This window comes from Aeromicrobium sp. EU05-FHT14F07 (genome assembly GCF_058790455.1).
Map to the genome: position 1 here is coordinate 14407 of NZ_JBYTCR010000022.1, position 25847 is coordinate 40253.

At 72.9% G+C, this 25847-nt stretch carries 34 protein-coding genes; 16 read left to right on the plus strand and 18 right to left on the minus strand.

The annotated features are described in order from the left end of the window. Window positions 1-84: 84 nt before the first annotated feature. Complete coding sequence (locus AC3WRM_RS16350; RefSeq protein WP_492249648.1) at window positions 85-1785, minus strand: fumarate hydratase; 1701 nt, start codon at window positions 1783-1785, stop codon at window positions 85-87. A 22-nt stretch (window positions 1786-1807) separates the two neighbouring features. Beyond that, window positions 1808-2425, minus strand: coding sequence for a polyamine aminopropyltransferase (locus tag AC3WRM_RS16355; protein ID WP_492249647.1), 618 nt, complete (start codon window positions 2423-2425; stop codon window positions 1808-1810). Window positions 2426-2539: 114 nt separating this feature from the next. Between AC3WRM_RS16355 and AC3WRM_RS16360 the strand changes: the two genes are divergently transcribed. Continuing rightward, the gene (locus tag AC3WRM_RS16360) at window positions 2540-2896 is read left to right on the plus strand and encodes a VOC family protein (RefSeq protein WP_492249646.1); all 357 of its coding nucleotides are present in this window, start codon (window positions 2540-2542) and stop codon (window positions 2894-2896) included. Window positions 2897-2998: 102 nt separating this feature from the next. Here AC3WRM_RS16360 and AC3WRM_RS16365 read toward each other — a convergent pair whose 3' ends face one another. Beyond that, complete coding sequence (locus AC3WRM_RS16365; protein ID WP_492249645.1) at window positions 2999-3898, minus strand: alpha/beta fold hydrolase; 900 nt, start codon at window positions 3896-3898, stop codon at window positions 2999-3001. Between the two features lie 65 nt (window positions 3899-3963). Between AC3WRM_RS16365 and AC3WRM_RS16370 the strand changes: the two genes are divergently transcribed. After that, window positions 3964-4572: a GrpB family protein gene (locus AC3WRM_RS16370; protein ID WP_492249644.1), complete on the plus strand. Its 609-nt coding sequence runs from the start codon at window positions 3964-3966 to the stop codon at window positions 4570-4572. Between the two features lie 9 nt (window positions 4573-4581). Here the strand turns inward: AC3WRM_RS16370 and AC3WRM_RS16375 are convergent, their stop codons facing one another. From AC3WRM_RS16375 to AC3WRM_RS16400, 6 genes are all read right to left on the minus strand, one after another. Next, the gene (locus tag AC3WRM_RS16375) at window positions 4582-5310 is read right to left on the minus strand and encodes a class I SAM-dependent methyltransferase (RefSeq protein WP_492249643.1); all 729 of its coding nucleotides are present in this window, start codon (window positions 5308-5310) and stop codon (window positions 4582-4584) included. A gap of 46 nt (window positions 5311-5356) precedes the next feature. Beyond that, window positions 5357-6364: a class II fructose-bisphosphatase gene (gene glpX / locus AC3WRM_RS16380; RefSeq protein WP_492249642.1), complete on the minus strand. Its 1008-nt coding sequence runs from the start codon at window positions 6362-6364 to the stop codon at window positions 5357-5359. Between the two features lie 28 nt (window positions 6365-6392). Then, a complete protein-coding gene (locus AC3WRM_RS16385; protein WP_492249641.1) occupies window positions 6393-7448 on the minus strand; it encodes a sulfate/molybdate ABC transporter ATP-binding protein in 1056 nt (351 codons plus the stop codon). After that, window positions 7445-8209, minus strand: a complete 765-nt coding sequence (locus tag AC3WRM_RS16390) for an ABC transporter permease (RefSeq protein ID WP_492249659.1) — start codon at window positions 8207-8209, stop codon at window positions 7445-7447. Before AC3WRM_RS16390 ends, AC3WRM_RS16385 begins: the two co-directional genes overlap by 4 nt. 77 nt (window positions 8210-8286) lie before the next feature. Continuing rightward, on the minus strand, window positions 8287-9057 hold the full coding sequence (modA, locus tag AC3WRM_RS16395) for a molybdate ABC transporter substrate-binding protein (protein ID WP_492249640.1): 771 nt from the start codon (window positions 9055-9057) through the stop codon (window positions 8287-8289). Further along, window positions 9054-9443 carry a TOBE domain-containing protein gene (locus AC3WRM_RS16400; RefSeq protein WP_492249639.1) on the minus strand — a complete coding sequence of 130 codons (390 nt, stop codon included), beginning with the start codon at window positions 9441-9443 and terminating at the stop codon, window positions 9054-9056. The genes modA and AC3WRM_RS16400 overlap by 4 nt, the downstream gene beginning before the upstream one ends. Before the next feature lie 80 nt (window positions 9444-9523). On the opposite strand from AC3WRM_RS16400, the gene AC3WRM_RS16405 reads away from it, so the two are divergent. After that, window positions 9524-10054, plus strand: a complete 531-nt coding sequence (locus tag AC3WRM_RS16405; RefSeq protein ID WP_492249638.1) for a DUF4245 domain-containing protein — start codon at window positions 9524-9526, stop codon at window positions 10052-10054. Here AC3WRM_RS16405 and AC3WRM_RS16410 read toward each other — a convergent pair. Both AC3WRM_RS16410 and xseA read right to left on the minus strand, forming a co-directional pair. Next, entirely contained in the window at window positions 10033-10269 is a 237-nt protein-coding gene (locus tag AC3WRM_RS16410) for an exodeoxyribonuclease VII small subunit (RefSeq protein WP_492249637.1), read from the minus strand. The two genes, AC3WRM_RS16405 and AC3WRM_RS16410, sit on opposite strands and share 22 nt — an antisense overlap. Then, a complete protein-coding gene (gene xseA, locus AC3WRM_RS16415; protein ID WP_492249636.1) occupies window positions 10259-11473 on the minus strand; it encodes an exodeoxyribonuclease VII large subunit in 1215 nt (404 codons plus the stop codon). Before xseA ends, AC3WRM_RS16410 begins: the two co-directional genes overlap by 11 nt. 191 nt (window positions 11474-11664) lie before the next feature. On the opposite strand from xseA, the gene AC3WRM_RS16420 reads away from it, so the two are divergent. The 3 genes from AC3WRM_RS16420 to AC3WRM_RS16430 are packed head-to-tail and all read left to right on the plus strand — an operon-like array spanning window position 11665 to window position 14033. Beyond that, window positions 11665-12654, plus strand: a complete 990-nt coding sequence (locus AC3WRM_RS16420; protein WP_492249635.1) for a 4-hydroxy-3-methylbut-2-enyl diphosphate reductase — start codon at window positions 11665-11667, stop codon at window positions 12652-12654. A gap of 18 nt (window positions 12655-12672) precedes the next feature. Then, a complete protein-coding gene (locus AC3WRM_RS16425) occupies window positions 12673-13560 on the plus strand; it encodes a serine hydrolase (RefSeq protein ID WP_492249634.1) in 888 nt (295 codons plus the stop codon). Beyond that, complete coding sequence (locus AC3WRM_RS16430; protein ID WP_492249633.1) at window positions 13557-14033, plus strand: hypothetical protein; 477 nt, start codon at window positions 13557-13559, stop codon at window positions 14031-14033. Before AC3WRM_RS16425 ends, AC3WRM_RS16430 begins: the two co-directional genes overlap by 4 nt. 35 nt (window positions 14034-14068) lie before the next feature. On the opposite strand, the gene ggt is transcribed toward AC3WRM_RS16430, so the two are convergent. After that, on the minus strand, window positions 14069-15901 hold the full coding sequence (ggt, locus tag AC3WRM_RS16435; RefSeq protein ID WP_492249632.1) for a gamma-glutamyltransferase: 1833 nt from the start codon (window positions 15899-15901) through the stop codon (window positions 14069-14071). Between the two features lie 136 nt (window positions 15902-16037). Here ggt and AC3WRM_RS16440 point away from each other — a divergent pair, with 136 nt between their 5' ends. Continuing rightward, window positions 16038-16478: a YdeI/OmpD-associated family protein gene (locus AC3WRM_RS16440; protein WP_492249631.1), complete on the plus strand. Its 441-nt coding sequence runs from the start codon at window positions 16038-16040 to the stop codon at window positions 16476-16478. On the opposite strand, the gene AC3WRM_RS16445 is transcribed toward AC3WRM_RS16440, so the two are convergent. The 3 genes from AC3WRM_RS16445 to AC3WRM_RS16455 form a co-directional block, all read right to left on the minus strand. After that, window positions 16468-17298, minus strand: coding sequence for a class I SAM-dependent methyltransferase (locus AC3WRM_RS16445; RefSeq protein ID WP_492249630.1), 831 nt, complete (start codon window positions 17296-17298; stop codon window positions 16468-16470). The genes AC3WRM_RS16440 and AC3WRM_RS16445 overlap by 11 nt on opposite strands. Window position 17299: 1 nt before the next feature. Beyond that, on the minus strand, window positions 17300-17749 hold the full coding sequence (locus AC3WRM_RS16450) for a DUF6542 domain-containing protein (RefSeq protein ID WP_492249629.1): 450 nt from the start codon (window positions 17747-17749) through the stop codon (window positions 17300-17302). 72 nt (window positions 17750-17821) lie between these two features. After that, the gene (locus tag AC3WRM_RS16455) at window positions 17822-18154 is read right to left on the minus strand and encodes an antibiotic biosynthesis monooxygenase family protein (protein WP_286690106.1); all 333 of its coding nucleotides are present in this window, start codon (window positions 18152-18154) and stop codon (window positions 17822-17824) included. Between the two features lie 54 nt (window positions 18155-18208). Between AC3WRM_RS16455 and AC3WRM_RS16460 the strand changes: the two genes are divergently transcribed. The 7 genes from AC3WRM_RS16460 to AC3WRM_RS16490 all read left to right on the plus strand — a co-directional run bounded on the left by AC3WRM_RS16460 (window position 18209) and on the right by AC3WRM_RS16490 (window position 22058). After that, entirely contained in the window at window positions 18209-18769 is a 561-nt protein-coding gene (locus AC3WRM_RS16460) for a GNAT family N-acetyltransferase (RefSeq protein ID WP_492249628.1), read from the plus strand. Continuing rightward, a complete protein-coding gene (locus tag AC3WRM_RS16465; RefSeq protein ID WP_492249627.1) occupies window positions 18766-19338 on the plus strand; it encodes a GNAT family N-acetyltransferase in 573 nt (190 codons plus the stop codon). The genes AC3WRM_RS16460 and AC3WRM_RS16465 overlap by 4 nt, the downstream gene beginning before the upstream one ends. Before the next feature lie 11 nt (window positions 19339-19349). Then, entirely contained in the window at window positions 19350-20438 is a 1089-nt protein-coding gene (gene ychF, locus AC3WRM_RS16470) for a redox-regulated ATPase YchF (RefSeq protein WP_492249626.1), read from the plus strand. A gap of 45 nt (window positions 20439-20483) precedes the next feature. Next, on the plus strand, window positions 20484-20885 hold the full coding sequence (locus tag AC3WRM_RS16475) for a hypothetical protein (protein WP_492249625.1): 402 nt from the start codon (window positions 20484-20486) through the stop codon (window positions 20883-20885). Window positions 20886-21046: 161 nt separating this feature from the next. Further along, window positions 21047-21280, plus strand: coding sequence for a FitA-like ribbon-helix-helix domain-containing protein (locus AC3WRM_RS16480; protein ID WP_492249624.1), 234 nt, complete (start codon window positions 21047-21049; stop codon window positions 21278-21280). Next, on the plus strand, window positions 21277-21696 hold the full coding sequence (locus AC3WRM_RS16485; protein ID WP_492249623.1) for a type II toxin-antitoxin system VapC family toxin: 420 nt from the start codon (window positions 21277-21279) through the stop codon (window positions 21694-21696). The genes AC3WRM_RS16480 and AC3WRM_RS16485 overlap by 4 nt, the downstream gene beginning before the upstream one ends. A gap of 23 nt (window positions 21697-21719) precedes the next feature. Beyond that, a complete protein-coding gene (locus tag AC3WRM_RS16490) occupies window positions 21720-22058 on the plus strand; it encodes a glyoxalase superfamily protein (protein WP_492249622.1) in 339 nt (112 codons plus the stop codon). Between the two features lie 154 nt (window positions 22059-22212). Here AC3WRM_RS16490 and AC3WRM_RS16495 read toward each other — a convergent pair whose 3' ends face one another. Continuing rightward, window positions 22213-22698, minus strand: a complete 486-nt coding sequence (locus AC3WRM_RS16495; protein WP_492249621.1) for a DinB family protein — start codon at window positions 22696-22698, stop codon at window positions 22213-22215. 57 nt (window positions 22699-22755) lie between these two features. On the opposite strand from AC3WRM_RS16495, the gene rnhA reads away from it, so the two are divergent. Beyond that, entirely contained in the window at window positions 22756-23217 is a 462-nt protein-coding gene (gene rnhA / locus AC3WRM_RS16500; RefSeq protein ID WP_492249620.1) for a ribonuclease HI, read from the plus strand. A 208-nt stretch (window positions 23218-23425) separates the two neighbouring features. Here rnhA and AC3WRM_RS16505 read toward each other — a convergent pair whose 3' ends face one another. Both AC3WRM_RS16505 and AC3WRM_RS16510 read right to left on the minus strand, forming a co-directional pair. Further along, entirely contained in the window at window positions 23426-23746 is a 321-nt protein-coding gene (locus tag AC3WRM_RS16505) for a hypothetical protein (protein ID WP_492249619.1), read from the minus strand. A gap of 47 nt (window positions 23747-23793) precedes the next feature. Then, the gene (locus AC3WRM_RS16510; protein ID WP_492249618.1) at window positions 23794-25032 is read right to left on the minus strand and encodes a YibE/F family protein; all 1239 of its coding nucleotides are present in this window, start codon (window positions 25030-25032) and stop codon (window positions 23794-23796) included. A gap of 27 nt (window positions 25033-25059) precedes the next feature. Here AC3WRM_RS16510 and AC3WRM_RS16515 point away from each other — a divergent pair, with 27 nt between their 5' ends. After that, entirely contained in the window at window positions 25060-25842 is a 783-nt protein-coding gene (locus AC3WRM_RS16515; RefSeq protein WP_492249617.1) for a phosphotransferase, read from the plus strand. Window positions 25843-25847 lie beyond the last annotated feature (5 nt).

Here is a 25847-nt window from a genome sequence, read left to right on the forward strand (position 1 = left end):
GGTGTACCCCCCCCCACCCCCCCCCCCAAACGTCACACTCAGCGGGATGGGGGCGGGACGGGGACGGGGTGGGGAGGGGCCGGGCTACTCGGCGGAGCGCACCCGCAGGCCGGTGACCGGCACGGTGACCGTCCCCGACGGGTCGGTGAAGAAGTCGTTGCCCTTGTCGTCGACGACGATGAAGGCCGGGAAGTCCTCGACCTCGATCCTCCAGACCGCCTCCATGCCGAGCTCGGGGTACTCGATGACCTCCTGGCTGCGGATGCAGTCCTGCGCGAGCCGCGCCGCCGGGCCGCCGATGGAGCCGAGGTAGAAGCCGCCGTACGCGTCGCAGGCCTCCGTGACCTGCTTGCTGCGGTTGCCCTTGGCGAGCATGACGAGAGAGCCGCCGGCCTCCTGGAAGCGTCGGACGTAGGAGTCCATGCGACCGGCGGTCGTGGGGCCGAACGAGCCCGACGCCATGCCCTCGGGCGTCTTGGCGGGTCCGGCGTAGTAGACGGGGTGGTCCCTCAGGTACTGCGGCATCGGCTCCCCTGCCTCGAGCCGCTCCGCGATCTTGGCGTGCGCGATGTCGCGGGCGACGACGAGCGGGCCGGTGAGCGACAACCGGGTCTTCACCGGGTACTGCGACAGCTGCGCACGGATCTCGTCCATCGGCCGGGTCAGGTCGACCTGCACGACCTCGCCGCCGCTGATGTCCTCGGCCGTGCCCGCGTCGGGCATGTACTGCGCGGGGTCGGTCTCGAGCTGCTCCAGGAAGACGCCCTCGGGCGTGATCTTCGCGCGGGCCTGCCGGTCGGCCGAGCAGGAGACGGCGATCGCGACGGGGCACGACGCGCCGTGACGCGGCAGGCGCACCACGCGGACGTCGTGGCAGAAGTACTTGCCGCCGAACTGGGCGCCGATGCCGAACGACTGGGTCAGCTCGAAGACCTGCTGCTCCAGCTCGACGTCGCGGAACCCGTGCGCGCTCATCGAGCCCTCGGTGGGGAGCGCGTCGAGGTAGTGCGCGGAGGCGTACTTGGCCGTCTTGAGCGCGAACTCCGCCGACGTCCCGCCGATGACGACGGCCAGGTGGTAGGGCGGACAGGCCGCGGTGCCGAGGCTCTTGATCTTCTCGTCGAGGAACTCCAGCAGCCGCGTGGGGTTCAGGATCGCCTTCGTCTCCTGGAAGAGGAACGACTTGTTGGCCGACCCGCCGCCCTTGGCCATGAAGAGGAACGAGTACTCGGGCGTCGGCTTCGTGCCGGGGGAGGAGTAGAGCTCGATCTGCGCCGGCAGGTTGGTGCCGGTGTTCTTCTCCTCGTAGGTGGTGAGCGGGGCGAGCTGGCTGTAGCGCAGGTTCAGCTGCGTGTACGCGTCGTGCACGCCGCGGCTGATCGCCTCGGCGTCGTCCGCGCCGGTGAGCACGCCCTCGGACTTCTTGCCCACGACGATCGCGGTGCCGGTGTCCTGGCACATCGGCAGCACGCCGCCGGCGGAGATGTTGACGTTCTTGAGCAGGTCGAGCGCGACGAACCGGTCGTTGCCGGACGCCTCGGGGTCGTCGATGATCTTGCGCAGCTGGGCGAGGTGCGCGGGTCGCAGGTAGTGGCTGATGTCGTGCATCGCCTCGGCCGTGAGTCGGCGCAGCGCCTCGGGCTCGACGTGCAGGAAGGTGCGGGTGCTGCCGTCGGGCAGCGTGACCTCGGAGGTCGACACCCCGTCGGTCGTGATGAGGCGGTACGGGGTCTCGTCCGGACCCGTCGGGAGCAGGTCGGAGTACAGGAAGTCTGCGTCGGCCACGGGCAGACGATAGCGTCCGCGCTCAGCGCGCGCGGCCGGTCAGCACCCAGTAGTGCTCGGAGCGTCCCTGCAGGTCGACGGGGACGGCGACCGCGCGGACATCGTCGAGCAGCGCCGCCAGCCGCGCGCGCAGGGGTGCGGAGTCGGCCATCGACCAGACGGCCAGGGCCCCGCCGGGGCGCAGCACGCGCGTGGCGTCGGCGAGACCGTCGGCGGCGTAGACGGCCGCGTTCGTCTCGTGCACGAGGAAGTCGGGGCCGTTGTCGACGTCCAGCAGGACCGCGTCGAGCGAGGCGTCCGGCTGCGCCGCGACGACGTCGCGCACGTCGCCGACCTCGACCGTGCAGCGGGGGTCGTCGAGGACTGACGGGCCGGCGCCCGCCCCGGCGCGCACGGCAGCGATGACGTCGGCGTGCAGCTCCGCGACCACCAGGCGCTCGACGTCGCCGGCCAGGAGCGTCTGGGCGGTGTAGCCCAGACCGAGTCCGCCGACCAGCACCTCGCGGGCTCCGAGGTCGAGCACGAGCTCGGCGAGGAGCCGTTCGCTGGAGGTCTCGACGTCGTCCATGACGAACACCCCGTTGACGCGCAGCTCGGTCGCGCCGTCGGCGCGGACCCGCACCACCACCTCGTCGTCCACGCCCGCACCCTAGCGCCCGAGCGTCCCCACGTTTCGGTACGTCATCGCCCGTTCCGGGCGGTGGAACGGGCGATGACGTACCGAAACGTCGGGGGAGGGCCCTAGCGTCGGGCCATGGCACACACCCATCACGGCATCGACTACATCGAGATCCCGGCCCCCGACCTCGCCGCGGCGAAGCAGTTCTACGGCGACGCGTTCGGCTGGCAGTTCACCGACTACGGCCCGGAGTACGTCGGCATCCAGCGCGTCGAGGGCGAGGGAGAGGCCGGCGGCCTCGACCCCACCGGCACACCGTCGACCACCGGACCCCTCGTCCAGCTCTGGTCGCGCGACCTCGAGGCGACGCGCGACGCCGTCGTCGAGGCCGGCGGCACCGTCGTCGACGACATCTTCGCCTTCCCGGGCGGCCGACGCTTCCACTTCACCGACCCCGCCGGCAACCGCCTCGGCGTCTGGAGCGACGCCTAGACCCACGCCCCACCCGCACGATTCGGTACGTCATCGCCCGATCTCGCGGCCGGAACGGGCGATGACGTACCGAATCGTGGGGAGGGGGAGCGGGGGGAGGGGTCAGGCGTGCTGGGCGCGCTCGACGGTGCGGACGATCGCCTCCACGATCTGGTCGTAGAGCTGGCTCGGGAGGTCGTGGGCCATGCCCTCGATCTCGACGTGCTCGGAGCCCTTGAGCGCGGCGGCCGTGGCCCTACCGCCGGACCGGTGGACGAGCGGGTCGCGCGTGCCATGGATGACGGTGGCGGGCACGTCGAGCCGGGCGAGGTCGGCCGTGCGGTCGGGCTGGGTCAGGATCGCCATGACCTGCCGGGTCACCCCGCTCGCCGACCAGCCGCGGTCGTACGTCTCGTAAGCGCGGTCCCGCGCGAACTCCGGGTCGGTCGGGTAGTCCGGCGACGCGATCATCTGGGTGCCGCGCAGCGACCGCTCCACGTACTCGTCGCGCGTGTGGCCCGCCTTGCTGAGCAGCGCGGGTAGCAGCTTCGGGTTCTGGTAGCCGACGGTGCGCCGGCCGGTCGTGGACATGATGGACACGAGCGAGCGCACCCGCTCCGGGTGCGCGACGGCCATCGTCTGCGCGATCATGCCGCCCATCGAGACGCCCACCACGTGGGCGTCCTCGACCTCGAGGTGGTCGAGCAGCCCGAACGCGTCGTCGGCGAGGTCGCCGATCGTGTACGGCGGCGTCCGGAGGCCGACCAGGGCCTTCGCGAGGTCGACGCGACTGACGCGGTGCTGGCGCAGCTTGGTCGAGCGGCCGGTGTCGCGGTTGTCGTAGCGGATGACGAACAGCCCGCGCTCGACGAGCTGCTCGCAGAACGTGACGTCCCACCAGCCCATCGGGCCGCCGAGCCCCATCACCAGCAGCACGGGAGGGTCGGCAGGGTCGCCGAACGTCTCGTAGCAAAGGTCGATGCCCGACGGCAGGTGCGCGAACTGTTCTCCGGAGCCGGCCATGCAGGTGATGGTACGAGGAGTCGGGGAGCTGGGCAGGGGGGACGAGGCCGGATACGGTCGTCGACGTGGCCACGCCCGAGGAGATCGTGCGGTTCGACGACGTCGAGCCGCCGCCCGGTGCGTCGCCGTGGGTCGACGGCGCCGGACCCGGGCGGGACGTCGTCGCGGTCGATCCCGACCCGACGTGGACCGAGCAGGCGGCCAGGCTCGTCGACACCGTCGCAGCGGCGCTCGGCCGGACCGCCGTCAGCGTCGAGCACGTCGGGTCGACGTCGGTGCCGGGGCTCCCGGCGAAGCCGCTGCTCGACCTGCTCCTCGTGGTGCCCGACCCGGACGACGAGGACGCCTACGTGCCCGCTCTGGAGGCGCAGGGCTTCCGGCTCGTGGTCCGCGAGCCCTGGTGGCAGGGTCACCGGCTGCTGCGCCACCACGACCCGCGCACCAACCTGCACGTCTTCCACGGCGACGGGGCGGAGGTCGCACGCATGCGGATGTTCCGCGACTGGTTGCGCACCCACCCGGACGACCGCGACCTCTACGCCGACGCCAAGCGTGCCGCGTCGGCCGCAGCGCGCGACGCCGGCGAGCACGTCATGCAGTACAACGCCCGCAAGCAGGACGTGGTCCGCGCCATCTACGCCCGGATGTTCGAGGCGCTCGGCTACCCCGTCTGAGGACGGCGCTCAGCCGGGCCTGCGGAACAGGGCGGTGAGGAGGAACGCCTCGCCGAAGCGGCCCGTGCCCCGCTGCTCGCGCATGGGTCGGACCTCGACCGGCTCTAGGTCCTCGAAGATCCAGCGGAGGTCGTCGGGCGCGAACGCGATCCCGCCCTCCAGGCCGCCACGCAGGTAGAGCTGCTCGTCGGGCGCACTCGTGCCCATGAAGCCGTCGTGGAAGCACACGACACCGAACGAGCCGCCCGGGGCGAGCACACGGTCGAGCAGGCGCCGGTACGCGATGCGGCGGTGGGGCGGCAGGTGGTGCAGGCAGCCGGAGTCGTACACGAGGTCGTAGGGGCCGGCGAGCGCCTCGCCGACGTCGCCGAAGGCGTCGCCGACGTGGTACCGCGGTGCGGCCGTGCCACCTCGCGCGTCGAGGCCGTGCTCGCGGGCCCAGCCGACCGCCGTGGCCGAGAGGTCGACGGCGTCGACCTCGGCGCCGGCGGAGGCCAGGTAGCGGGCGTTGCGGCCCGCGCCGCACCCGAGGTCGAGGGCACGTCGGGGCCGCAGCCCACCGGACTCCACCCAGGCGGCCAGGTTCTCGTCGGGATCGTCGATGAAGAACGGCACGGGTCGGGACCGGTCGGTGTAGAAGTCGTCCCACCAGGCGGCGCCGGCGCCGTCGGTCCAGCGGTCGGCGGTCGACGTGAACAGCGCGTCCATGAGTGCGAGCACGTCGTCGACGCTGCGCACGTGACGTCCCTGCGGTCGGTCCCGCATCGTCGCCCCCGACGTCGGCTCAGCGTTCGTAGTCGATGGCCGAGTAGGCCTTGAGCTTCGTCAGCTGGTGCTCGCTCGTGATCTTGCGGATCGTGCCGCTGCGCGAGCGCATGACGAGGGACTCGGTGAACGCCTTGCCCTTGGCGTAGCGGACGCCCTGGAGCAGCTCCCCGTCGGTGATGCCGGTGGCGACGAAGAAGCAGTCGTCGGCGACGACCAGGTCGTCGGTGAGCAGCACCCGGTCGAGGTCGTGCCCGGCGTCGATCGCACGCTGGCGCTCGTCGTCGTCGGTGGGCGCGAGCCGACCCTGGATGACGCCGCCGATCGCCTTGATGGCGCAGGCGGTGATGATGCCCTCGGGCGTGCCGCCCGTGCCGACGAGCAGGTCGACGCCGGTGTCGGGGCGGGCCGCGACGATGGCGCCGGCCACGTCGCCGTCGCTGATGAACTTGATGCGGGCACCCGCGTCGCGGATCTCCTGCACGAGGGCGGCGTGGCGGGGCCGGTCGAGCACGCACACCGTGACGTCGCTGTTGCTGATGCCCTTCGCCTTGGCGACGAGGGCGATGTTCTTGGACACGGGCAGCCGGATGTCGACCTGGTCGGCGGCCTCCGGGCCGGCCACCAGCTTCTCCATGTAGAAGACGGCCGAGGGGTCGTACATCGAGCCGCGGGGAGCGACCGCCATGACCGAGATCGCGTTGGGCATGCCCTTCGCGCACAGCGTCGTGCCGTCGATCGGGTCGACCGCGACGTCGCACTCGGCGCCGGTGCCGTCGCCGACCTGCTCGCCGTTGAACAGCATGGGCGCCTCGTCCTTCTCGCCCTCGCCGATGACGACGACGCCGTCCATCGTGACGGTGTTGATGAGGCTCCGCATCGCGTTGACGGCGACGCCGTCGGCGCCGTTCTTGTCGCCGCGCCCGACCCAGCGACCGGCGGCCATCGCACCGGCCTCCGTGACGCGGACGAGGTCCAGGGCGAGGTTGCGGTCCGGGGCTTGGGCGGCGGGCTGCAGGCTTTCCACGGATGCACCCTACCGGCGGCCGCGCCCGTCAGAGCCCGTGCACCTGCACTTCGCTCGCCTTGACCACCAGGTGGACGCGTCGACCGGGCTCGAGGAGCAGGTCGGCGACGGCGTCGACCGTGACGTCGGCGCTGACGACGTCGGTCCGCACGAGGGCCCGCCGACCGCGCGGCTCGACGGCCGTGACCGTGGCCGGCCAGACGTTGCGCGGGCTGCCGGCCGGTGCCTCGAGGTGCACGGCGACGGCAGCCGGGTCGAGCACCGCGACCGCGGGCTCCCCGGTCAGGGGCGTGGGGCCGGAGGCGTGGACGACGAGCCCCTCGGGCGTGTGCAGGCCCGGCGCCGCCGAGGTGCCGCGCAGCAGGTTGAGCCCGGCGAGCTCGGCCGCGAAGGGGCTGCGCGGCTGCTCGAGCACGCGCTGCGTGGGTCCGACGTCGACCACGCGCCCGTGCTCCACGACGGCGAGGGTGTCGGTGAGCAGCAGTGCGTCGAGCACGTCGTGGGTGACGAGCACGGCGGTGCGTCCGGCGTCGCGACGTCGGCGCAGCACCTGCGCGAGGGTCGTGCGCAGCTGCGGCACGACGGCCGCGTCGAGCGCCGCCATCGGCTCGTCGAGGAGCAGCACCCCGGGGTCGGGGGCGAGGGCGCGCGCGAGGGCCACCCGGGCGGCCTGGCCGCCCGACAGCGTGCCGGGCCTGCGGGCGGCGAGGTCGGTGCACCCGAGCTCGGCCAGCCGCTCACGGGCCACCTGCTCGGCCTCGCGGCGCGACGCCCCGCGGCTGCGCGGGCCGAAGGCGACGTTCGCGACGACGTCGAGGTGCGGGAACAGGAGCGGCTCCTGGGCGAGGAGCCCGACACCACGGGCGTACGGAGGCGTCCACCGGCCCGTGTCGGTGTCCACGAGCAGCCGGCCGTCGACCTCGAGGCGGGCGTGCGGGGGCCGCAGCGTGCCGGCCAGCGTCGCGAGCACGGTCGACTTGCCCGCACCGTTGGGTCCGACCAGGCCCAGCGTGCTGCCGGCGGGCACGTCCAGCGCGAGGTCGACGTCGCGCTCCGGCACGTGCAGGCGCAGCGCGATGCTCATGAGCGGCCCTCCCGGCCCCGCACGAGGACGATGACGAGCACGGCCACGACGACGAGCAGCAGGGAGAGGGCGACGGCGGCGTCGGGGTCGGTCTCGCGCTGCAGGTAGATCTCCAGCGGGAGCGTCCGCGTGACGCCCTGCAGGCTCCCGGCGAAGGTGATGGTGGCGCCGAACTCGCCGAGCGCCCGCGCGAAGGCGAGCACCGCGCCCGACGCCAGACCGGGGAGGACGAGGGGCAGGCTGACCCGGCGCAGCACGGTCGACGGCCGGGCCCCGAGCGTGGCGGCGACGGTCTCGTAGCGGTGCCCGGCGGTGCGCAGGCTGCCCTCGAGGCTGATCACCAGGAACGGCAGCGCCACGAACGTCTGGGCGAGGACGACGGCCGTGGTGGAGAACGCCACCTGCACGCCGAGCACCTCGAGGCTCGCGCCGAGCAGGCCGCGTCGCCCGAACGTCGCCAGCAGGGCGATGCCGCCGACGACCGGCGGCAGGACGAGGGGGAGCAGCACGAGGGCGCGCAGCAGCGCCTGCCCCGGGAAGCGGGAGCGGGCCAGCACGAACGCCATGGGGACGCCCAGCAGCACGCACAGCACCGTCGAGGCCGTGGCGGTGCGCAGGCTGAGCGAGAGCGCCGCGCGCGACGACTCCGACGTCAGCAGGGCGGGGAGGTCCGACCAGTCGACGCGGGTGAGCAGCGCGACGACCGGCAGCACCACGAGCGCCGCCCCGAGTGCCGCGGGGAGCCAGACCCACCGGGGCAGGTCACCGGTCGTGCGCGGGGCGCGTCCGGCCCTCCTGGCCGCAGGCACCTCGGGCGCGCGCGGCGCGCCCACGGGACTCACGGGCGGGCGAAGCCGGCCGCGCGCAGCACCTTCTGACCCTGCGCGCCGGTGACCAGCTCGACCCAGTCACGGGCCAGGCCCGGCTGCTTGGCGTCCGCGAGCACCGCGATCGGGTAGGTGTTGACGACGTCGGACGCCTGCGGCACCTCGACCGTGCGGACGTCGTCGCCGGCCCCCTTCGCGTCCGTCACGTAGACCAGGCCGGCGTCGGCCTCGCCCGACGTCACCTTGGTGAGCACGTCGGTGACGGACTGCTCCTCGCTGTCGGGCGCGAGCGTGACCCCGGCCGCGGTGGCGAGCTTCTGCGCGGCACTGCCGCAGGGCACCTGCGGCGCGCAGACCACGACGTCGAGGTCGGGGTCCGCGAGGTCGTTGAGCGACGTGACGTCGCCTGGGTTGTCGGGCGGCGTGACGATCACCAGGGTGTTGGACGCGAAGTCCTCGGGGTCTCCGGACACGAGGTCGTCGCCCACGAGCGTGTCCATGTTCTTCTCGTCGGCGGAGGCGAAGACGTCCGCGGGCGCACCCTCGCTGATCTGCGACACGAGGTCGGAGGAGCCGCCGAAGCTCAGCTGCACCGTGACGCCGTCGTTCGCGGCCTCGAACTCCTTCGCCAGCTCGGTGAAGGTGCCCTTCAACGACGCGGCGGCGTAGACGACGAGCGTGCTGTCGACGTCGGCCCGCGGGTCGACGGCGTCGTCGTTGCCGCAGGCGGCGAGGGGGAGCAGCAGGGCAGCGGCGGCTGCGGCGGTCGCGAGCCTCTTCATGACGGGACCTCCAGGGAGACGTTGGTGGACTTGACGCTCGCCCAGGCGACGCTGCCGGGCTCCAGGCCGAGCGCGTCGACCGACTCGCGGCTGACGAGCGAGACGACGCGGTAGGGACCGCAGACCAGCTCGACCTGCGCCATCACCGTGTCGGCGGTGATGCGGGTGACGATCCCGCGCAGCTGGTTGCGGGCGCTGGTGTGCTCCGGTCCGTGGTCCGGCGTCGCGGAGTGCTCCGCGGCCAGACGAGCCAGCTCGGTGCCCTCGATCCCCGCGCGACCGTCGACGTCGACCGGGCTGAACCGGCCCTGCTGCTGCCAGCGACGTAGGGTGTCATCGCTGACGCCGATCAACGCTGCGGCGTCGGAGAGCTTGTGCACGACCATGCTGCGGAGCGTAGCCGCACTCGCGGCGGTCTGCCGACGAAAGGTCCGCGCTTGCGGCACGATCACCACCTGGAGGACGCATGGCCGGCTCGAGCCGCGGCAACCCGAAGCTCGGCGACATCATCCGATCGGTCGGCGTGCTCGGCGCCGGCCTGCTCGTCGTCTGGGCGGTGGCGCACCTGTTCTACGGCAACGCGCCGAAGGAGCCGCAGGTGCCGGCCGTGGACTACGCCGCGGTGCTGCCGGGCGCCGAGCGCGAGACGGGCGCCGACCTGCTCGCGCCGGCGTCGCTCCCGGAGGGCTGGAAGGTGACGTCGTCGCGGGTGCGCGAGAAGGTGTGGAGCCTCGGCACGCTCACGGACGACCAGCGCTTCATCGGGATCCAGCAGGCGCCGGGAGCCGAGGAGGCCACGGTGGAGGAGCTGGTGCCGGGCAGCGAGCGCGTCGACCAGGTCGAGATCGGCGACCACACCTGGACGCGCTGGTCGTCACCCGACGACGAGACCACGTACTCGCGCGTGGTCCCGGGGCCGCAGCTGGACACGACCGCGGTCGTCACGAGCGACGTCGGGCGGACGGCGCTCGAGCGCTACGTCGCGTCGTTGTCCTGAGCCTCGTCCTCGCCGCGGGAAGCCCGGTCGAGACGCTCGCGTGCGCCGTCGAGCCAGCGCTGGCACACCGTCGCGAGCTGCTCGCCCCGCTCCCAGAGCGCGAGCGACTCCTCGAGGCCGACGCCGCCGGTCTCGAGCCGCTGCACGACGGACACCAGCTCCTCGCGGGCCTGCTCGTAGGAGAGGTCGAGGGCGGGGTCGGGCTCAGTCGGCATGCGGGGTCTCCTCGGTGCGGTCGGTCGTGACGTGGGCGCTGCCGTCGGCGAGGCGCACCACGAAGGCGGCGGGGACGTCGGCCACCGACGTCAGCACGTGCCCGTCGGCGGTCTGCGCGACGGCGTAGCCGCGCTCGAGGGTGGCGAGCGGCGACAGGGCCCGGACCCGTGCGAGGTGGTGCCCGACGGCGTCGTGCTCCCGGTCGAGCCGGTGCCGCAGCGCGCGGTCGGCGCGGTCGCGCAGGTGGGTGAGCGCGTCGTGCTGGGCATCGACGAGCACGTGCGGCGCTGCCAGCACCGGACGTGATCGCAGCTGTGCCAGGCCGTGCGCCTCGCGCTCGACGAGGGTCGTGACCGCCCGGCGCAGCCGCGTGCGCGCGTGAGCGAGCCGGTCCTGCTCCTCGGCGGCGTCGGGGACCACGCGCTTGGCGGCGTCGGTGGGGGTGGAGGCGCGGACGTCGGCGACGAGGTCGAGCAGGGGCGTGTCCTGCTCGTGCCCGATGGCGCTGACCACGGGCACGCGGCAGGCGTGCACCGCCCGCACGAGCGACTCGTCGGAGAACGGCAGGAGGTCCTCGAGCGACCCGCCACCGCGCGCGACGATGAGCACGTCGACCTGTGGCGCGAGCTCCTGCACGGCCGCCACGACGTCGCGCGCCGAGCCGGCACCCTGCATGAGGGCGTGGCGGACGACGAACCGTACGCCCGGCCAGCGCAGCCGGGCGTTCTCGAGCACGTCGCGCTCGGCGGCGGAGGCGCGACCGGTGACCAGCCCGACGGTGCCGGGCAGGAACGGCAGCGGCTTCTTCAGCCGGGCGTCGAACAGTCCTTCGGCCGCGAGCAGCTGCTTGCGGCGTTCGAGCTGGGCGAGCAGCTCGCCCTCCCCGGCGGGTCGGATCTCGCGCACCTGCAGGGTGAGCGAGCCGTTCGGCTCGTAGAACTCCGGCTTGGCGTGCACGACCACCCGTGCGCCCTCGGTGACGGGCGCGGCCGACGCGTCGAGCACGGAGACGTGGCAGGTGGCGCGGATCGAGAGGGTGGCCCTCAGGTCGCGCAGCACCAGGAAGCACACGCCGGGACGTCGGGTCAGCTGCGCCACCTCGGCCTCGACCCAGATCGCCCCCAGCCGCCCCACCCACTGCCCGATCAGGGTCGACACCTGCCGCAGGGGCGCGGGGGAGTCCGCCGTCGTGTCGAGCGCCATGCGCCTCAGCCTAGGAGGTGGGAGATTCCCAGGTCGCCCTGGGAATCTCCCACCAGGCGCGGGAATCTCACGCGGGCCCGGAAAGCTCTCCGTGCTTCCGTGAGATGTCCGTGCCTGGCCCGCGCGGTCGGCAGCGCGCGGGGGTCGCGCCGACGGGCTCGCGGTCTGTCGCCGGTCGGTACGATGCACCTATGACGACCCACGTGGACCTCGGCATGCCCCCCGTCGGTGGGAGCGTGCTCCTCGCCGACCCGCGCGGCTACTGCGCCGGCGTGGACCGCGCGGTCATCACCGTCGAGAAGGCGCTCGACCTCTACGGGGCGCCGGTGTACGTCCGCAAGCAGATCGTGCACAACAAGCACGTCGTGAACACCCTGGCCGAGCGCGGCGCGGTGTTCGTCGAGGAGCTCGACGAGGTGCCCGAGGGCGCCACGGTCGTGTTCTCCGCCCACGGGGTGTCGCCGATGGTGCACGAGCAGGCCGCCGAGCGCGGTCTGAAGACGATCGACGCCACGTGCCCGCTCGTCACGAAGGTGCACCACGAGGCCCGTCGCTTCGCCGCCGAGGACTACCGCATCCTGCTCATCGGGCACGCGGGTCACGAGGAGGTCGAGGGCACGGCTGGTGAGGCGCCCGAGCACATCACCCTCGTCGAGAGCCCGGACGACGTCGAAGCCTTGGAGTTCCCCGAGGGCACCCGGCTGTCGTGGCTCTCGCAGACCACCCTGAGCGTCGACGAGACCATGGAGACGGTCCGCCGGCTGCGCGAGAAGTTCCCGCAGCTGGAGGATCCGCCGTCCGACGACATCTGCTACGCCACGCAGAACCGCCAGGTCGCGGTCAAGGAGATCGCGAAGGACGCCGACCTCGTCATCGTCGTCGGCTCCTCGAACTCCTCGAACTCGGTGCGTCTGGTCGAGGTCGCGCTCGAGGCGGGCGCGTCGGCCTCCTACCGCATCGACGACGTCAGCGAGCTCCAGGAGGAGTGGCTCGACGGCGTCGAGACCGTCGGCGTCACGTCGGGCGCGTCGGTGCCTGACGACCTCGTCCAGGACGTCCTCACCTACCTCGCCGAGCACGGCCACCCCGACGCCGCGGCCGTCCGCACCGCCGACGAGACCCTCACCTTCGCCCTCCCGCCCGAGCTGCGCCGCGACATGAAGGCCGCCGGCAGGATCTGAGACCGGCGTGTCGGGCAGATGAGCAGACGGACCAGTACGGCCGCTCTGCTCCTCGTCGGAGACGAGGAGTACTCGCGGGTCTCCGGATGGCACCGTGGCGACGGGCTGGTGCGCTGGGGGTCGGTGTCGAAGATCCTGACGGCCGGTCTCGCCCACGCGGTCGTCGCACGCGGGACGTGGACGTGGGAGACCACCGTGGACGACGTGCTGGGAGGCGGGTCGCCGATCGCCGTCGCCGAGCTCGTCCGGCACCGGTCGGGACTGCCGCGCACCGCCCCCGGGCAGAACCGCGAGCTGCTCGATCCCTATCGGCGCTGGACGCGCGAGCGGTTCGACCACGACGTGCTGCCCAAGCTCGATGTGCTCGTGGACCAGCACCGTCGAGTGGTGGGCGAGTACTCGAACCTCGGGTACGCGGTGCTGACACGGATGCTCGAGGAGGTCGACGGGCCGTGGATCGAGCAGGTCCGCGGGGCGCTCGTCGAGCCGGTCGGGCTCGACCCGGCCGCGTTCGACGTCGCCCGCGCGACGGGTGAGCGTGACGAGGTCGTGGAGGCACTCAGCATCTGGAGCCGTCCGCTCGACGAGTGGGTGGTCGGCGACGGTCCCTTCGTGGGCGCGGCAGGCCTGGTCGCGCCGCTGCGGGACGTGGCCGAGCTCGTGCGGCGCACCGCCGACGGCGGGTTCCTCGACCCGCGGCATCAGCCGCACGCCTGGCGGGTCGAGGGGGACCTGGCCCTCCACACGGGCGCGCTCATGCGCTGCGGCGCGGTCGTGGCGTGGCGTCCCGACACGAGGACGGTCGGCGTCGCCAGTGCCGTCGGTGGCCGAGCGGCGTTCGCCGACCGACTGGCGAGCGCCACGCTCGACCGTCTGGTCGCCGAGGTCAGGCAGGAGCAGGGATGAGCGAGCAGCGACGGGCCTGGCTGGCGGTGTGCGACGACGGCGTCGCCGTCGGCGACCCCTACCGCGACCATCTGCTGCTGACGTCCCACGGCGTCGCGCACCATCGGCTCGACCTGGAGGCCGAGAAGATGGTCGACGAGGACACGTGGGCGTGGGGTGAGGTCGCCGACCTGCTGGTGTCCGCGCCGACGAGCCGCACGTCGAGACCCGGCCTCTGGGCCTTCCTGCGCTCCGCGGTCGCCGAGGCGACGGGCTGGGGCAGCACGCTCGCCTCGGCCGAGGTCGCGGTGCGGGTGGTCCTCGTCGACGGGACCGACGAGCTCCTCCTGCTCGACGGCCACACCGACGCGGGCTACCCCGCCGGGGACCAGGAGCAGGCGCACGAGCTCCTTCGTCAGGTGCTCGACGACCCGTCTCATATCCCCCCGATTCGGAACGTCATCGCCCGATCTGACGCGCCAGACGGGCGATGACGTTCCGAAACGGGGACTTCCGTGCCGGGCGGGACTCAGCGTCGGCGGTCCGGCCTGACGACCAGCGCCGTGCCGCCACCGCGTCGTTCGGGCTCGGCGACGGCGGTGAGCCGGCCGCGGCGGTCCTGCTCGATCGCGGCCACCGCGCCGATCTCCGCCTGCGACGTGAACGCGTCGCCCGAGGGCGTCAGCTGCTGGCCGAAGGGGGCGAGCAGGCCGCCGTACTGCTCGATGAACGCGGGCTCAGCGGGCGTGACGGCCGCGTTGCGCTGCGAGGCGCGCGGTGCGGCGACCGCCTGTGGCAGCGTCATGCCGAGGTCGATGCGGTTGAGCAGCACCTGCAGCACGGTCGTGATGATGGTGGCGCCGCCGGGCGACCCGACCACGTACTTCACGCGGCCGCGGTCGAGCACGATCGTCGGCGACATCGATGAGCGCGGCCGCTTGCCCGGCTCGATCCGGTTCGGGTCCTTCGGGTCGTACACGGCGGTGAAGTCGGTGAGCTCGTTGTTGAGCAGGAACCCGCGCCCCGGCACCGTGATCGCCGAGCCGCCGGTCTGCTCGATGGTCAGCGTGTAGGAGGCGGCGTTGCCCCAGCGGTCGACGACCGAGAGGTGGGTCGTGGAGATGTTCTCGGTGTCCGGCTTCTCCTCCGCGGCCCGGGTGCTGCAGGGGCCGCCGTCGAGCGCGCCCGCCGCCACCGGCCGCTGCGACGCCCGGGTGGGGTCGATGGTGCAGTCCCGTGAGTCGGCGAAGCGCTGGCTGAGCAGGGTGCGTACGGGGACGTCAGGGACGTCGCCCACGTACGCCGCGCGGTCGGCGAACGCCCGTGCCGACGCCTCGAGGAACAGGTGCAGCGACGAGCCGAGACGGGCGCCGCCGCCGAGACGGTAGCCCTCGAGGATGTTCAGCGCCTCGCCCACCGCGATGCCGCCCGACGACGACGGTGCCATGCCGTACACGTCGAGACCGCGGTACCGGGCGCGGGTCGGTGCCTGGCGGTCGACCCGGTACGTCGCGAGGTCGCGCTCGGTCATCGAGCCGGGCGGGGCCGGCAGGTCGGAGGACGGGTCCTTCGGCGGCGCCTGGACCGTGCGCGCGACGTCGCGGGCGACCGGGCCGGTGTAGAAGGCGCGCGGCCCCTGCGCCGCGATCAGCGACAGCGTGCGGGCCAGCTCGGGGTTGCGGAAGGTGCTGCCGACCTGGGGTGCGTCGCCGCCCGGCAGGAACAGTCGGGCGGTGTCGGGGAAGGCGGCGAACCGGTCCTTGTTGTCGAGCGTCTGGCTGCGGAACGTCCGGTCGACCGTGAAGCCCCGCTCTGCCAGCCGGATCGAGGGGGCGAGTGCCTGGCGCAGCGACCAGCGGCCGTGGTCGCGCAGGGCGGCCTCCCAGGTGGCCGGCGTGCCGGGCACGCCGACCGCGACCCCGGACGAGACGAGCTCGGGCGTGAAGCGGTACGGCTTGCCGGTGGACGGGTCGATGAACGCGTCGCGCGTGATGCCCGCCGGGGCCGTCTCGCGACCGTCGATGGTGCTGACCTTCTTGCGCTTGGCGTCGTAGTAGACGAAGTAGCCGCCTCCGCCGACGCCCGCGCTGTACGGCTCGGTCACGCCGAGCGCGGAGGCCGTGGCGACCGCGGCGTCGGCCGCGTTGCCGCCGCGCCGCAGCACCTCCAGCCCCACCTTCGAGGCCTCCGCGTCGACGGACGCCACGGCACCGCCCGACCCGTAGGCGGTCGGCGATGCGACGGGCGGCCGGGACGGACGCGGTCCGGCGTCGGCGGACGTCGTGGCGGCCACGAGCGCGGTGGCCGCGAGGGCCCCCGCGGCGAGCCCGGTCACGGCGCGGACGGTCGGTCGTGCGGTCATGGTGCAGCCTCTTCCCCCGAGGACGGCCCGGTGCGGGCCTGGTCCGCCCCACGGTAGGCAGCAGGTCGGACACGGGCAACTGCTCCACCGTGGTGCTGGCGCGGCCCTACGCTGGGTCCGACACCAGGAGGACGCCGTGAACGAGCTGCACCTGACGACCACGCTGGAGCCGCGCGGCCCCGCTGCGGCGATCGTCCTGTCCGACGAGCAGGTCGCCGCGCTCGGTGACGCGAAGGCCTTCCCCGTGGCGGTGACGATCGGTGGCTCGACCGCTCGTCTGCGGCTCGCCCGCATGGGCGGGGAGAACCTCGTCGGCCTCAGCAAGGCGGCGCGTGCCGAGCTCGGGGTCGAGGTGGGTCAGGTGGTCGAGGTGGTGCTGCGCCCCGACGACGTGCCACGCGAGGTCGAGGTGCCTGCCGCCCTCGCCGAGGCGCTCGACGCCGCCGGCCTGCGCGCCACCTTCGACGCCCTGGCACCGTCGCGACGCAAGGAGCACGCCCGCGGCGTGGCCGACGCGAAGGGCGACGACACCCGGGCTCGTCGCGTGCAGAAGGTGCTCGACGCGCTCAGCGGCTGAGCGTCGCGACGATCGTGAAGCTGGCGGCCAGCCGCTCTGGCCGGTCGGTGAGCCGGTGCTCGCCCGGGTGGTCAGGGTGTGGCGACATGAACCCGGGCAGCGGGACCCAGGGGACGGAGTCGTGCTCGAGGACGGTCTCCAACGTCATCCCGTGGGCGAGGAGCGCGGTGAGGATCTCGGCGAGGCCGTGCGACCACTCGTGCGACGGCAGCCCGGGCAGCGAGTGGTCGTCGGGGTCGACGTAGGAGGCGGTGTCGCTGAAGACCAGCGGCTCCAGGTGCTCGGCGTAGGGGTAGACCAGCTCGATCCGACCGTCGACGACCTCGAGCGTGCCGAGCATCGGGTGGCAGTCGCGGAACACCAGACGTCCGCCCGGGCGCAGCAGCGCCGCCACGGTGGCCGCCCACCGGTCGATGCTCGGCAGCCAGCACACCGCGCCGATGCCGGTGTAGACGACGTCGAACGCGGCGCGTCCGAGGACGTCGGGGGCGGCGTGCACGTCGGACTCCACGTAGGTGATGTCGGCTCCCACGTCGCGGGCGAGACGTCGGGCCTCGGCGAGGGACGCGGGGGAGAGGTCGAGGCCGGTGACGCGTCCGCCGAGCCGGTGCAGGCTGAGCGTGTCGGTGCCGATGTGGCACTGCAGGTGCACGACGTCGAGCCCGGCGAGGTCGCCGAGCCGCAGCTGGTCGAAGCGGACGACGTCGCTGATGGCGTGCGGGTCGCGGCGGTACCGGTCGAGGTCGTACGACGTGGAGGCGGCGTGCCGCGCGGCACGGCTGTCCCACATGGCCCGGTTGAGCCGTTGGTAGTCCTCCACGTCAGCGCGCCCGGCGGGTGCGGCGCGGGTGGTGCGGGTCGAGCAGGATGCGCGCGACAATCGTCAGCAGGGCGAGGCCGTGGCCCACGAGGAGCGTGACGCCGCGGTCGATCGTGCCGGTGAGCGTGCGACCGAACCAGCCGGTGCCCTCCGGGAGACCGGCGACCTCGACCGCGTCGGGCGACAGCGCCGCCGCGAGCCCCACGCACACGACGAGCAGGATCGGCGGCAGCACGCCCGCGGGCAGCAGCGATCGGACGTCGATCGCGAGCGGGACGGTGACCGCCGTGAGCACGAAGCCCACCGAGAACACGGCGCCGAGCCGGCCGTCGGTGGTGACGTCGAGCAGCGTGACGAGCAGGAGCGCGACGAACGCGAGGAGGATCGTCCGGCGGGCCCCGACGTCGTTGGGGGCCAGCCCGACGCGTGCGGTTGCCACGGTGGCGGCCATGGACCTGACGCTAGGCCATGACGCCGACAGAACGGTGGCAACGCGCTGGAACGACGGGCGTCGAGCCCGCTCTCAGGCGTGACCGGGGGAGCCGCCGGCCACGGTGTAGCTCCAGAGCTCGCTGTGCGAGGCGACCGGCTTGGGCTCCTCGCCGCCGGCGCGCTCGGACTCCGAGCGGTGCCCGTGCGCGAACGCCGGGGACTGCAGCCACGCCTGGAACGACTCCTCGTCGCGCCAGCGGGTGACGACGAGCCACTGCTCGCGGTCGTCGGTCGGCTTGAGCAGCTCGAAGCCCTCGAACCCCTCCGACCCGTCCACGGCGCCGGCGCGGGCCGCGAACCGGTGCGCCAGCTCGTCGCCGTTCTCGGCGGGGACGGTGATCGCGTTGATCTTGATGACGGTCATGGGCCCATCGTCGCACTGGCGTCCACCCCGGCGGGGCGTGGATAGGGTCGACGCATGCTTCCCGACGTCATCGGCACGCCGCGTCTGCGGCTGCGTCCCTACGAGCCTGCCGACGCCGCACGGGTGCTCGACACGTTGTCGCGGCTCGACGTCATCCGCTGGCTCGACAACCCGCCGTTCGTCCCGATGCCCGACCTCGACGCGGCGCGGGCGTGGGTCGAGAAGGTGCGCACGAAGGAGGCCGACGACCCGCGGCAGGCGTGGCGTGCGGTGGAGGTGCGCGCGACCGGCGACGTGGCCGGGTGCGTGCTCGTGTCGCGGCTCGAGCGTGTCGAGGGCGGGTTCGTGGGCGAGTACGAGACCGGCTGGCACCTGCACCCGGACAGCGCCGGGCACGGCTACGCGACGGAGGCCGCCGGAGCGCTCACCGCCGCCGCCTTCGCGGCTGGGCACGAGGAGCTGAACATCAGCATGTACCCCGACAACGGCCCGTCGCTCGCCGTCGCGCGACGCCTGGGCGCCGACGACCTCGGCGAGCGCGAGGACCCCTGGTACGGCGGCACGAGTCGGCTGCTCCTGCTGCGCCCGGAGCACCTCGTCGAGGGCCCGGCATGAGCGCGAGCCCGGTCCTCCGGACGGAGCGGCTGCTGCTGCGGACGTTCGTGCCGGACGACGCCGCCGCGCTGTTCGGCTGGTTCTCGCTGCCCGAGGTGGCTCGGTGGAGCGGGACCGGCGAGCCCATGCGCGACGTCGAGGAGGCCGTGGCGCGGATCGCGCGCATGCCTGAGCGGGCGGGCCCGCACCCGGCTGCTGGCATCTTCGCGGTCTGCCCCGGCGAGTCCGCACCCCCGGTGGGCATGGTGGTGCTCGTGCCCATCCCCGCCTCGGCGGGAGTGGAGCGCGACGACGGAGCCGACGACCTGGAGGTCGGCTGGCACCTGCACCCCCGTGCCTGGGGCCGGGGATACGCGACCGAGGCGGCGTCGGCGCTGCTCGAGCGGGCCGCGTCGGCCGGCGTCCCGCGCGTGGTCGCCGTGACGGATCCCGACAACGCGCCGTCGCAGGCCGTCTGCCGCCGCCTCGGCATGAGCGACCTCGGGCTGCGCGACGACTGGTACGACCGCACGCTGCGCGCCTTCTCCCTGTCTCTCCCGGCGGTCGGGACCGTGGCCCCGCACCAGTAGGCTGGTGCCTCGTGGCACTCAGCATCGGCATCGTCGGACTCCCCAACGCGGGCAAGTCGACCCTCTTCAACGCCCTGACCAAGAACGACGTCCTCGCGGCGAACTACCCGTTCGCGACGATCGAGCCGAACGTCGGCGTGGTCGGCGTCCCCGACTCCCGGCTCGACAAGCTCGCGGAGATCTTCGGGTCGGCCAAGATCCTGCCCGCGACGGTCCAGTTCGTCGACATCGCCGGCATCGTGCGCGGTGCGTCGGAGGGCGAGGGCATGGGCAACGCGTTCCTGTCGCACATCCGCGAGTCCGACGCGATCTGCCAGGTCACCCGCGTCTTCCGCGACGAGGACGTCACGCACGTCGACGGGAAGGTCGACCCGGGCAGCGACATCGAGACCATCTCGACCGAGCTGATCCTCGCCGACCTGCAGACCGTCGAGAAGGCGGTGCCGCGCCTGGAGAAGGAGTCGCGCAAGGACAAGGAGCTCGTGGCCCAGCTGGAGGAGGCCCGCAAGGCGCAGGCCGCCCTGGAGTCGGGCACGGGCGTGCTGAACGCGGGCCTCGACCTCGCGCTCCTGCGCGACCTGCACCTGCTGACCGCGAAGCGCTTCCTGTTCGTGTTCAACTGCGACGCCGACGAGCTGGCCGACGAGGCCCTCAAGCAGAAGATGCGCGACCTCGTCGCCCCCGCCGAGGCCGTGTTCCTCGACGCGAAGAGCGAGGCCGAGCTGGTCGAGCTCGGCGACGACGAGGAGGCCGAGGCGATGCGCGCGGAGATGCTCGCCGAGATGGGCGTCGAGGAGCCGGGCCTGGACGCGCTGGCCCGCGTCGGCTTCGCCACCCTCGGCCTGCAGACGTACCTGACCGCGGGCCCGAAGGAGGCGCGCGCCTGGACGATCAAGCAGGGTGCCACCGCCCCCGAGGCCGCCGGCGTCATCCACACCGACTTCCAGAAGGGCTTCATCAAGGCCGAGATCGTGTCCTTCGACGACCTGGTCGCGGCTGGCTCCATGAACGACGCCAAGGCCGCCGGCAAGGTCCGCATGGAGGGCAAGGACTACGTGATGGCCGACGGCGACGTGGTGGAGTTCCGCTTCAACGTCTGAGGCTCGCCGCTGGGTGACGTCTGGTCGATGCGGCATGATCACCTCGTGCCGTACGAGCCCAACGAGTTGCTGTCGAGACTCGCTGGCAGCCGTTTGGCGACCGTCGTCTTCCTGGAGGGGTACCTCCAGCTCACGTTCGACGGCCCGCACCTCACCTGCGACGTATGGCCGACGGTGGACCTCGGTGACGGCGAGATCGAGTTCGGCGAACCGGGATATCGAGATGCCTTGTGCTCTCTCCTGGGAGAGCACGTCGTCGCCACGCGTGAGGCCACGGGTGAGGGACTCGTCATCGAGCTCGAGTCCGGGTCCGTCCGTGTGCATCCGACGTGGGATGAGCTGCATGGCCCGGAGATCGCGTTGCTCGGCGGGTTCGACGATGGCGCGTGGATGTGCTGGCGTCCCGGCGAGGAGTCCTTCGAGGACCTCACGTCACTGGAGAGCTAGTTAGCCCTGGATCGAAGTCTTCCGGCACGCCATGCCGTGGAGGTGTCCTTCCCGTACGAGCCCGCGGACGGTCGAGCACGGCCGACCGGCTCGCGTCGACGGATGGCGGGTGGCGTCTCGCTGCTATCATCGTTGATAGCAGCGAAGGGCAGGTGGTCGCGGTGACCTCGATCGTGGTCCGCGGGCTCGAGGAGTCCGTCAAGAAGCGTCTCGCCGAGCAGGCGCGGGAGAACGGCAGGTCGATGGAGGCCGAGGCACGCGACATCCTGACGCGCGCGACCCGGCGCCCCCACATCGGGCTCGCCCTGCTGCAGGCGGGGGCGGAGGCCGGCGGGTTTGACGACGTCGAGCTGCCGGACCGCACCGACCAGGCCCGCGCGGCGGACCTCGAGTGATCGTCCTCGACACCAACGTCGTCTCCGAGGCGCTGCGGCGCCAGCCGGACCAGCGGGTGCTCGCGTGGCTCCAGTCGTTGACCGACGACGTCGCCATCACGGCGGTCACGCTCGCCGAGCTGCTGGCAGGCGTGCGCAGGCTACCGGCTGGTCGGCGCCGCACGACGCTCTCGGCCGCGATCGACGCGGCGGTCGCGCCGTACCGAGAAACCCGGGCGATCCTGCCCTTCGACGACGCCGCTGCCGGCGAGTACGCGGAGGTGCTGGCGATGCACGAGCGCGACGGTCGTCCCATCCACACGGCAGACGCGCAGATCGCCGCGATCTGCCGCGTCGCGAGCGCCACCTGCGCGACGCGGAACGTCGCCGACTTCGACGGCACCGGCATCCGGCTCGTCGACCCCTGGACCGCCTGACGCTGCCGTGCGATGCTCGTCCCATGAGCCGCCCACCCGTCCAGGCCGTCCCGATCCTGCGCGTCGCCGACGTCGACGCGTCGCTGTCCTGGTGGACGCGGCTCGGGTTCGCGGAGGAGTTCCGCCACGTCTTCGAGCCCGGTCTGCCGCGGTTCGTCGGCGTGGTGCGCGACGGATGCCGGGTCTACCTGTCCGAGCACACGGGGGACGCGCCCGGCCCGGCGCTGGTCTACCTGTGGGTGCCCGACGTCGACCGGATCGCCGCCGACCTGGTTGCCGACGTCGAGCAGGTGCCGTGGGCGCGGGAGTGCGAGGTCGTCGACCCCGACGGGAACCGGGTACGGGTGGCGACGGCGGTCTGAGCCTCGACCGGACGCACGGTTCTGCGTCCGCGTGCGCCGGTCCGAACGATGCTGCGTTCGTGTCCGGATCCCGTCGCGAACGCAGCATCGTTCGCCGCGCCGCGCACGAACGCAGAATCCTGCGTTGCCTGAGGCGGCGCGGGAGAGCGCCGGGTCAGTCGGCGCCCTGCCCCCGCCGCGCGAGCAGCTGCTCGACGAGGATGTCGCCGTGCCCGGCGTGGCGGGCGAGCTCGGCGATCATGTGCCCGTAGAGGTAGCGCAGCGAGACCGGTCCGTCGTGCCACGGCCAGGTCTCGTCGAGGTCGTGGTCGGCGGCGACGGCGCGGGAGATGTCGCAGGCCTCGTCGAAGTCGGCGCGGACCGACGCGATCGTGTCGTCGTCGGTGAGCACGAAGCTCTCGGCCGGCGACGCGGGAAGGCCGAGACGCTCGCGCGGGACGCCGGCCACGCGGGAGTGGAACCAGATGCGCTCGACGAACACGGCGTGCTTGACCAGCCCCAGCACGGTGGTCGCCGAGGGCACCAGTCGGGTGCGCGCCTCGGCGTCGTCGACCTCGTCGAGCAGCAGGGCGATCTCCGCCCGCTGCACGTCGAGCAGCCCCTCGAGCACGGAACGTTCGTCGGCGGTGTGCAGGCTCATGGCGCCACGGTACGACCGTCGTGGGCCCGACGACCAGGTGCGAGGATGGGCGACGCCATGACGACCGCTGCCTCCACCGTCCCCGTCCTCATCCACACCGACGGCGGGTGCAAGCCCAACCCGGGCCCGGGCGGGTGGGGCGCCGTGCTCCGCTACGGCTCGCACGTCCGGGAGATGTGCGGTGGCGAGCGCGAGAGCACGACCAACAACCGCATGGAGCTGATGGCGCCGATCATGGCGCTGGAGACGCTCAACCGGCCCTCCACGGTGCACCTGTTCACCGACAGCGCCTACGTGCGCGGCGGCATCACGTCGTGGATGACGGGGTGGGAGCGCAACGGGTGGCGCACGTCGACGAAGCAGCCGGTCAAGAACGTCGATCTCTGGAAGCGGCTCAAGCAGGCGTGCGAGCGGCACGAGGTGGAGTGGTTCTGGGTCAAGGGGCACTCGGGCGTGCCCGACAACGAGCTGGCGGACCAGCTCGCGACGCGCGGCCTGCGCGAGGCCATGCGCGTCTGAGGAGGGGCTGCGTCAGCGACGCCGGCCGTTGGCGCGCAGCGCGTCCAGCGCCTGCGCACCGACGAACACGTAGAAACCGAGCGTGCTGGCGACGATGGTGCGGGCGGTGGTCATGCCCCGACGGTAGGCCGCTTTCGTGACCTGCGCCTCTCGAGGGAGCCGATCCCGTCGCCACACCCCACGGCGGCACCTCGCGGACGAGGTCTCCTCAGCCGTCCTCGGGCGGCCGGGTGAGCCGGATCGAGCGCGGGGAACCGTCGGGGTTGCGCCGTACCTGGCCGTGGCGTTGCTCGTCGTCCTCGTCGGGCGAGGGCATCACGTGGGCGGCCCGCTTCTGACGCTCGAGCTCCTCGGCGGCGTCCGCGCGCGACGGGCTGAAGAAGTTGTCCATCACTCCCATGCCGTTGCCCATGGTGCCGAGGCCGTCGCGCCCACCGGGCTGGTCGAGGGAGCGCTGGAACAGCCACAGCGCCACGACGAGCGCGACCAGCACGCCCACCCCGAACAGCACCACGCCGACCCACTCCATGGCGCGAGCCTACGCGTGGCCGGCGAGCGCGGCAGGCGTGCCGACGGTCACGACGTCGCGCGGCGACGACCGGCGGGCCGTGCCGGGGGCAGCGGCTCGTCCTCGGCGGGCGGGGCCAGGGCGACGGCGATGGCCGTGGTCACCGGGACGGCGAGGACGAGGCCGATCGCGCCGACGAGGGTGCGGACGATCTCCTGGCCGAGCTCCTCGGTCGTCGCCATCTCCCCGAGGGGGCGGGAGTACGCGGAGATCAGCAGCAGCACGGTCATGGCGGAACCGGCGTAGGCGAACACGAGCGTGTAGACGCTGGAGGCGATGTGGTCGCGGCCGATCCGCATGGCCGACATGAACAGCTCGCGGGCGCGGGCCGTGGGCTGCAGGGCTCGCATCTCCCACACGGCGCTCGCCTGGGTGACGGTGACGTCGTTGAGGACGCCCAGCCCCGCGATGACCATCGTCGCGGCCACGACGCCGGACATGGAGAGGGTCGGCACGGTGGCGACGAGCGTGCGGTCGTCCTCGGAGCCGATGCCCGTGAGACTGGCCCAGTCGGTGGCGAGCGCCCCCATCAGGGCGGTGCCGATGATGCCGAAGTAGGTCCCGAAGAGCGCACTGGTGGTGCGGATGCTCACCCCGTGGGCGAGGTAGAGCACGACCGTCATGATGACGGTCGAGCCGACGATCGCCACGGGCAGCGCGGCCTTCCCGGCGAGCAGCGCGGGGAGGACGAACTGCATCAGGGCGACGAGGGTGAGGCCGATCCCGACGAGGGCGAACAGACCGCGCCACCGCGCGACCACGACCACGAGGACGGCGAAGGCGATGGCCAGTGCCTGCAGCGGGAAGGTGCGCTGGAAGTCGTAGAACTCGAAGGTCGCCGGCTGGCCCTGAGGGGCGATGCGCAGCACCTCGATCTCGTCGCCCTTGTCGATCCCGGCCTGGTAGCGCGCGGAGTCGAGGGTGAACGTGGCGTCGCCGTCGTCGGTCTCGGCGGTCACCTTGGCGCAGTCGCCGTCGACGGTGGGCTGGTTGTCGGGTCCCACGCCCCCGGAGCCGCAGTCGAACGGCTTGACCGCGGTGACGGTCCCGTCGAGCAGGGTCACCCCCTCCCCGCTGAGCGGGTTGGGTGCCTTGGGCACCTGCGACGACGACGGCCAGAGCACGACCATCGCGACGATCGCGGCCACCGAGATGGCGCCGACCACGACGGCGAGCGTCGCGGCGAGACCCTGACGGGGCGGTCCGACGTCGAGGTCGTCGTGGGAGTGTGCGTGTCCGTGAGCCACGGGGGATAGCGTGCCACGATGACCCACGTGGACGACGCACCAGACGCCGACGGCCCCGACGTCGAGCACCTGCCGGGCGCGGTCGGGGGCGCGCTGCGCATCGGCCGGACGGTCCGGCGGCCGACGGGCCCCTGGACCCCGGCCGTGCACCGCCTGCTGACCTTCCTCGCCGACGAGGGGCTCGGCGGGGTGCCGCGGGTCGAGGGGCTCGACGACCAGGGCCGTGAGGTCCTGAGCTACGTCGAGGGTCGCGGGGTGCCGGTTGACGACGAGGTGGTGCTCGACACCGTGCTCGTCGAGGCGGTGACCTGGCTGCGCGAGTACCACGACGTCGTGGAGGGCTTCCGGCCCGAGGACCCGTTGCGCTGGCGAGGGACGGGGGAGGAGCCGGTGGCGCTCGCGCCGGACCAGGTGATCTGCCACCACGACCCTGGCGCCTACAACTGGATCGTCCAGAGCGGCCACTTCGTGGCGATGATCGACTGGGACATGGCCGGACCCGGGCGGGCGATCGACGACCTCGCGTTCCTGGCCTGGACCGGTGTCCCGCTCTACCGCGACATCGGCGTCCAGGAGACCGCCCGTCGCCTCGACCTCGTCGTGGAGGCCTACGGCGAGTGGGGCCCGATGACGCTGCTGGACGCGGTCGTCGAGCGCATGACGACGGCGAGCGAGCGGATCGCGGCAGGTATCGCCCGGGGGGACGCGGGCATCGCGAACCTGCAGAAGGTGGGCGAGCCGCAGCGCACACGCGACCGCGTGGCGGCCTTCCGTGAGCGTGTCCCCGCCATCCTCGACGCTCTGCCGTAGCCGTC

Excerpts from the sequence above, each read along its gene's own strand:
- AC3WRM_RS16360 (WP_492249646.1), top strand. The coding sequence starts at position 2,540 with ATGGCACACACCCATCACGGCATCGACTACATCGAGATCCCGGCCCCC.
- AC3WRM_RS16365 (WP_492249645.1), bottom strand. The coding sequence starts at position 3,898 with ATGGCCGGCTCCGGAGAACAGTTCGCGCACCTGCCGTCGGGCATCGAC.
- AC3WRM_RS16385 (WP_492249641.1), bottom strand. The coding sequence starts at position 7,448 with ATGAGCATCGCGCTGCGCCTGCACGTGCCGGAGCGCGACGTCGACCTC.
- modA (WP_492249640.1), bottom strand. The coding sequence starts at position 9,057 with ATGAAGAGGCTCGCGACCGCCGCAGCCGCCGCTGCCCTGCTGCTCCCC.
- AC3WRM_RS16400 (WP_492249639.1), bottom strand. The coding sequence starts at position 9,443 with ATGGTCGTGCACAAGCTCTCCGACGCCGCAGCGTTGATCGGCGTCAGC.
- AC3WRM_RS16405 (WP_492249638.1), top strand. The coding sequence starts at position 9,524 with ATGGCCGGCTCGAGCCGCGGCAACCCGAAGCTCGGCGACATCATCCGA.
- AC3WRM_RS16410 (WP_492249637.1), bottom strand. The coding sequence starts at position 10,269 with ATGCCGACTGAGCCCGACCCCGCCCTCGACCTCTCCTACGAGCAGGCC.
- xseA (WP_492249636.1), bottom strand. The coding sequence starts at position 11,473 with ATGGCGCTCGACACGACGGCGGACTCCCCCGCGCCCCTGCGGCAGGTG.
- AC3WRM_RS16420 (WP_492249635.1), top strand. The coding sequence starts at position 11,665 with ATGACGACCCACGTGGACCTCGGCATGCCCCCCGTCGGTGGGAGCGTG.
- AC3WRM_RS16425 (WP_492249634.1), top strand. The coding sequence starts at position 12,673 with ATGAGCAGACGGACCAGTACGGCCGCTCTGCTCCTCGTCGGAGACGAG.
- AC3WRM_RS16430 (WP_492249633.1), top strand. The coding sequence starts at position 13,557 with ATGAGCGAGCAGCGACGGGCCTGGCTGGCGGTGTGCGACGACGGCGTC.
- ggt (WP_492249632.1), bottom strand. The coding sequence starts at position 15,901 with ATGACCGCACGACCGACCGTCCGCGCCGTGACCGGGCTCGCCGCGGGG.
- AC3WRM_RS16450 (WP_492249629.1), bottom strand. The coding sequence starts at position 17,749 with ATGGCCGCCACCGTGGCAACCGCACGCGTCGGGCTGGCCCCCAACGAC.
- AC3WRM_RS16455 (WP_286690106.1), bottom strand. The coding sequence starts at position 18,154 with ATGACCGTCATCAAGATCAACGCGATCACCGTCCCCGCCGAGAACGGC.
- AC3WRM_RS16460 (WP_492249628.1), top strand. The coding sequence starts at position 18,209 with ATGCTTCCCGACGTCATCGGCACGCCGCGTCTGCGGCTGCGTCCCTAC.
- AC3WRM_RS16465 (WP_492249627.1), top strand. The coding sequence starts at position 18,766 with ATGAGCGCGAGCCCGGTCCTCCGGACGGAGCGGCTGCTGCTGCGGACG.
- AC3WRM_RS16490 (WP_492249622.1), top strand. The coding sequence starts at position 21,720 with ATGAGCCGCCCACCCGTCCAGGCCGTCCCGATCCTGCGCGTCGCCGAC.
- AC3WRM_RS16495 (WP_492249621.1), bottom strand. The coding sequence starts at position 22,698 with ATGAGCCTGCACACCGCCGACGAACGTTCCGTGCTCGAGGGGCTGCTC.
- rnhA (WP_492249620.1), top strand. The coding sequence starts at position 22,756 with ATGACGACCGCTGCCTCCACCGTCCCCGTCCTCATCCACACCGACGGC.
- AC3WRM_RS16505 (WP_492249619.1), bottom strand. The coding sequence starts at position 23,746 with ATGGAGTGGGTCGGCGTGGTGCTGTTCGGGGTGGGCGTGCTGGTCGCG.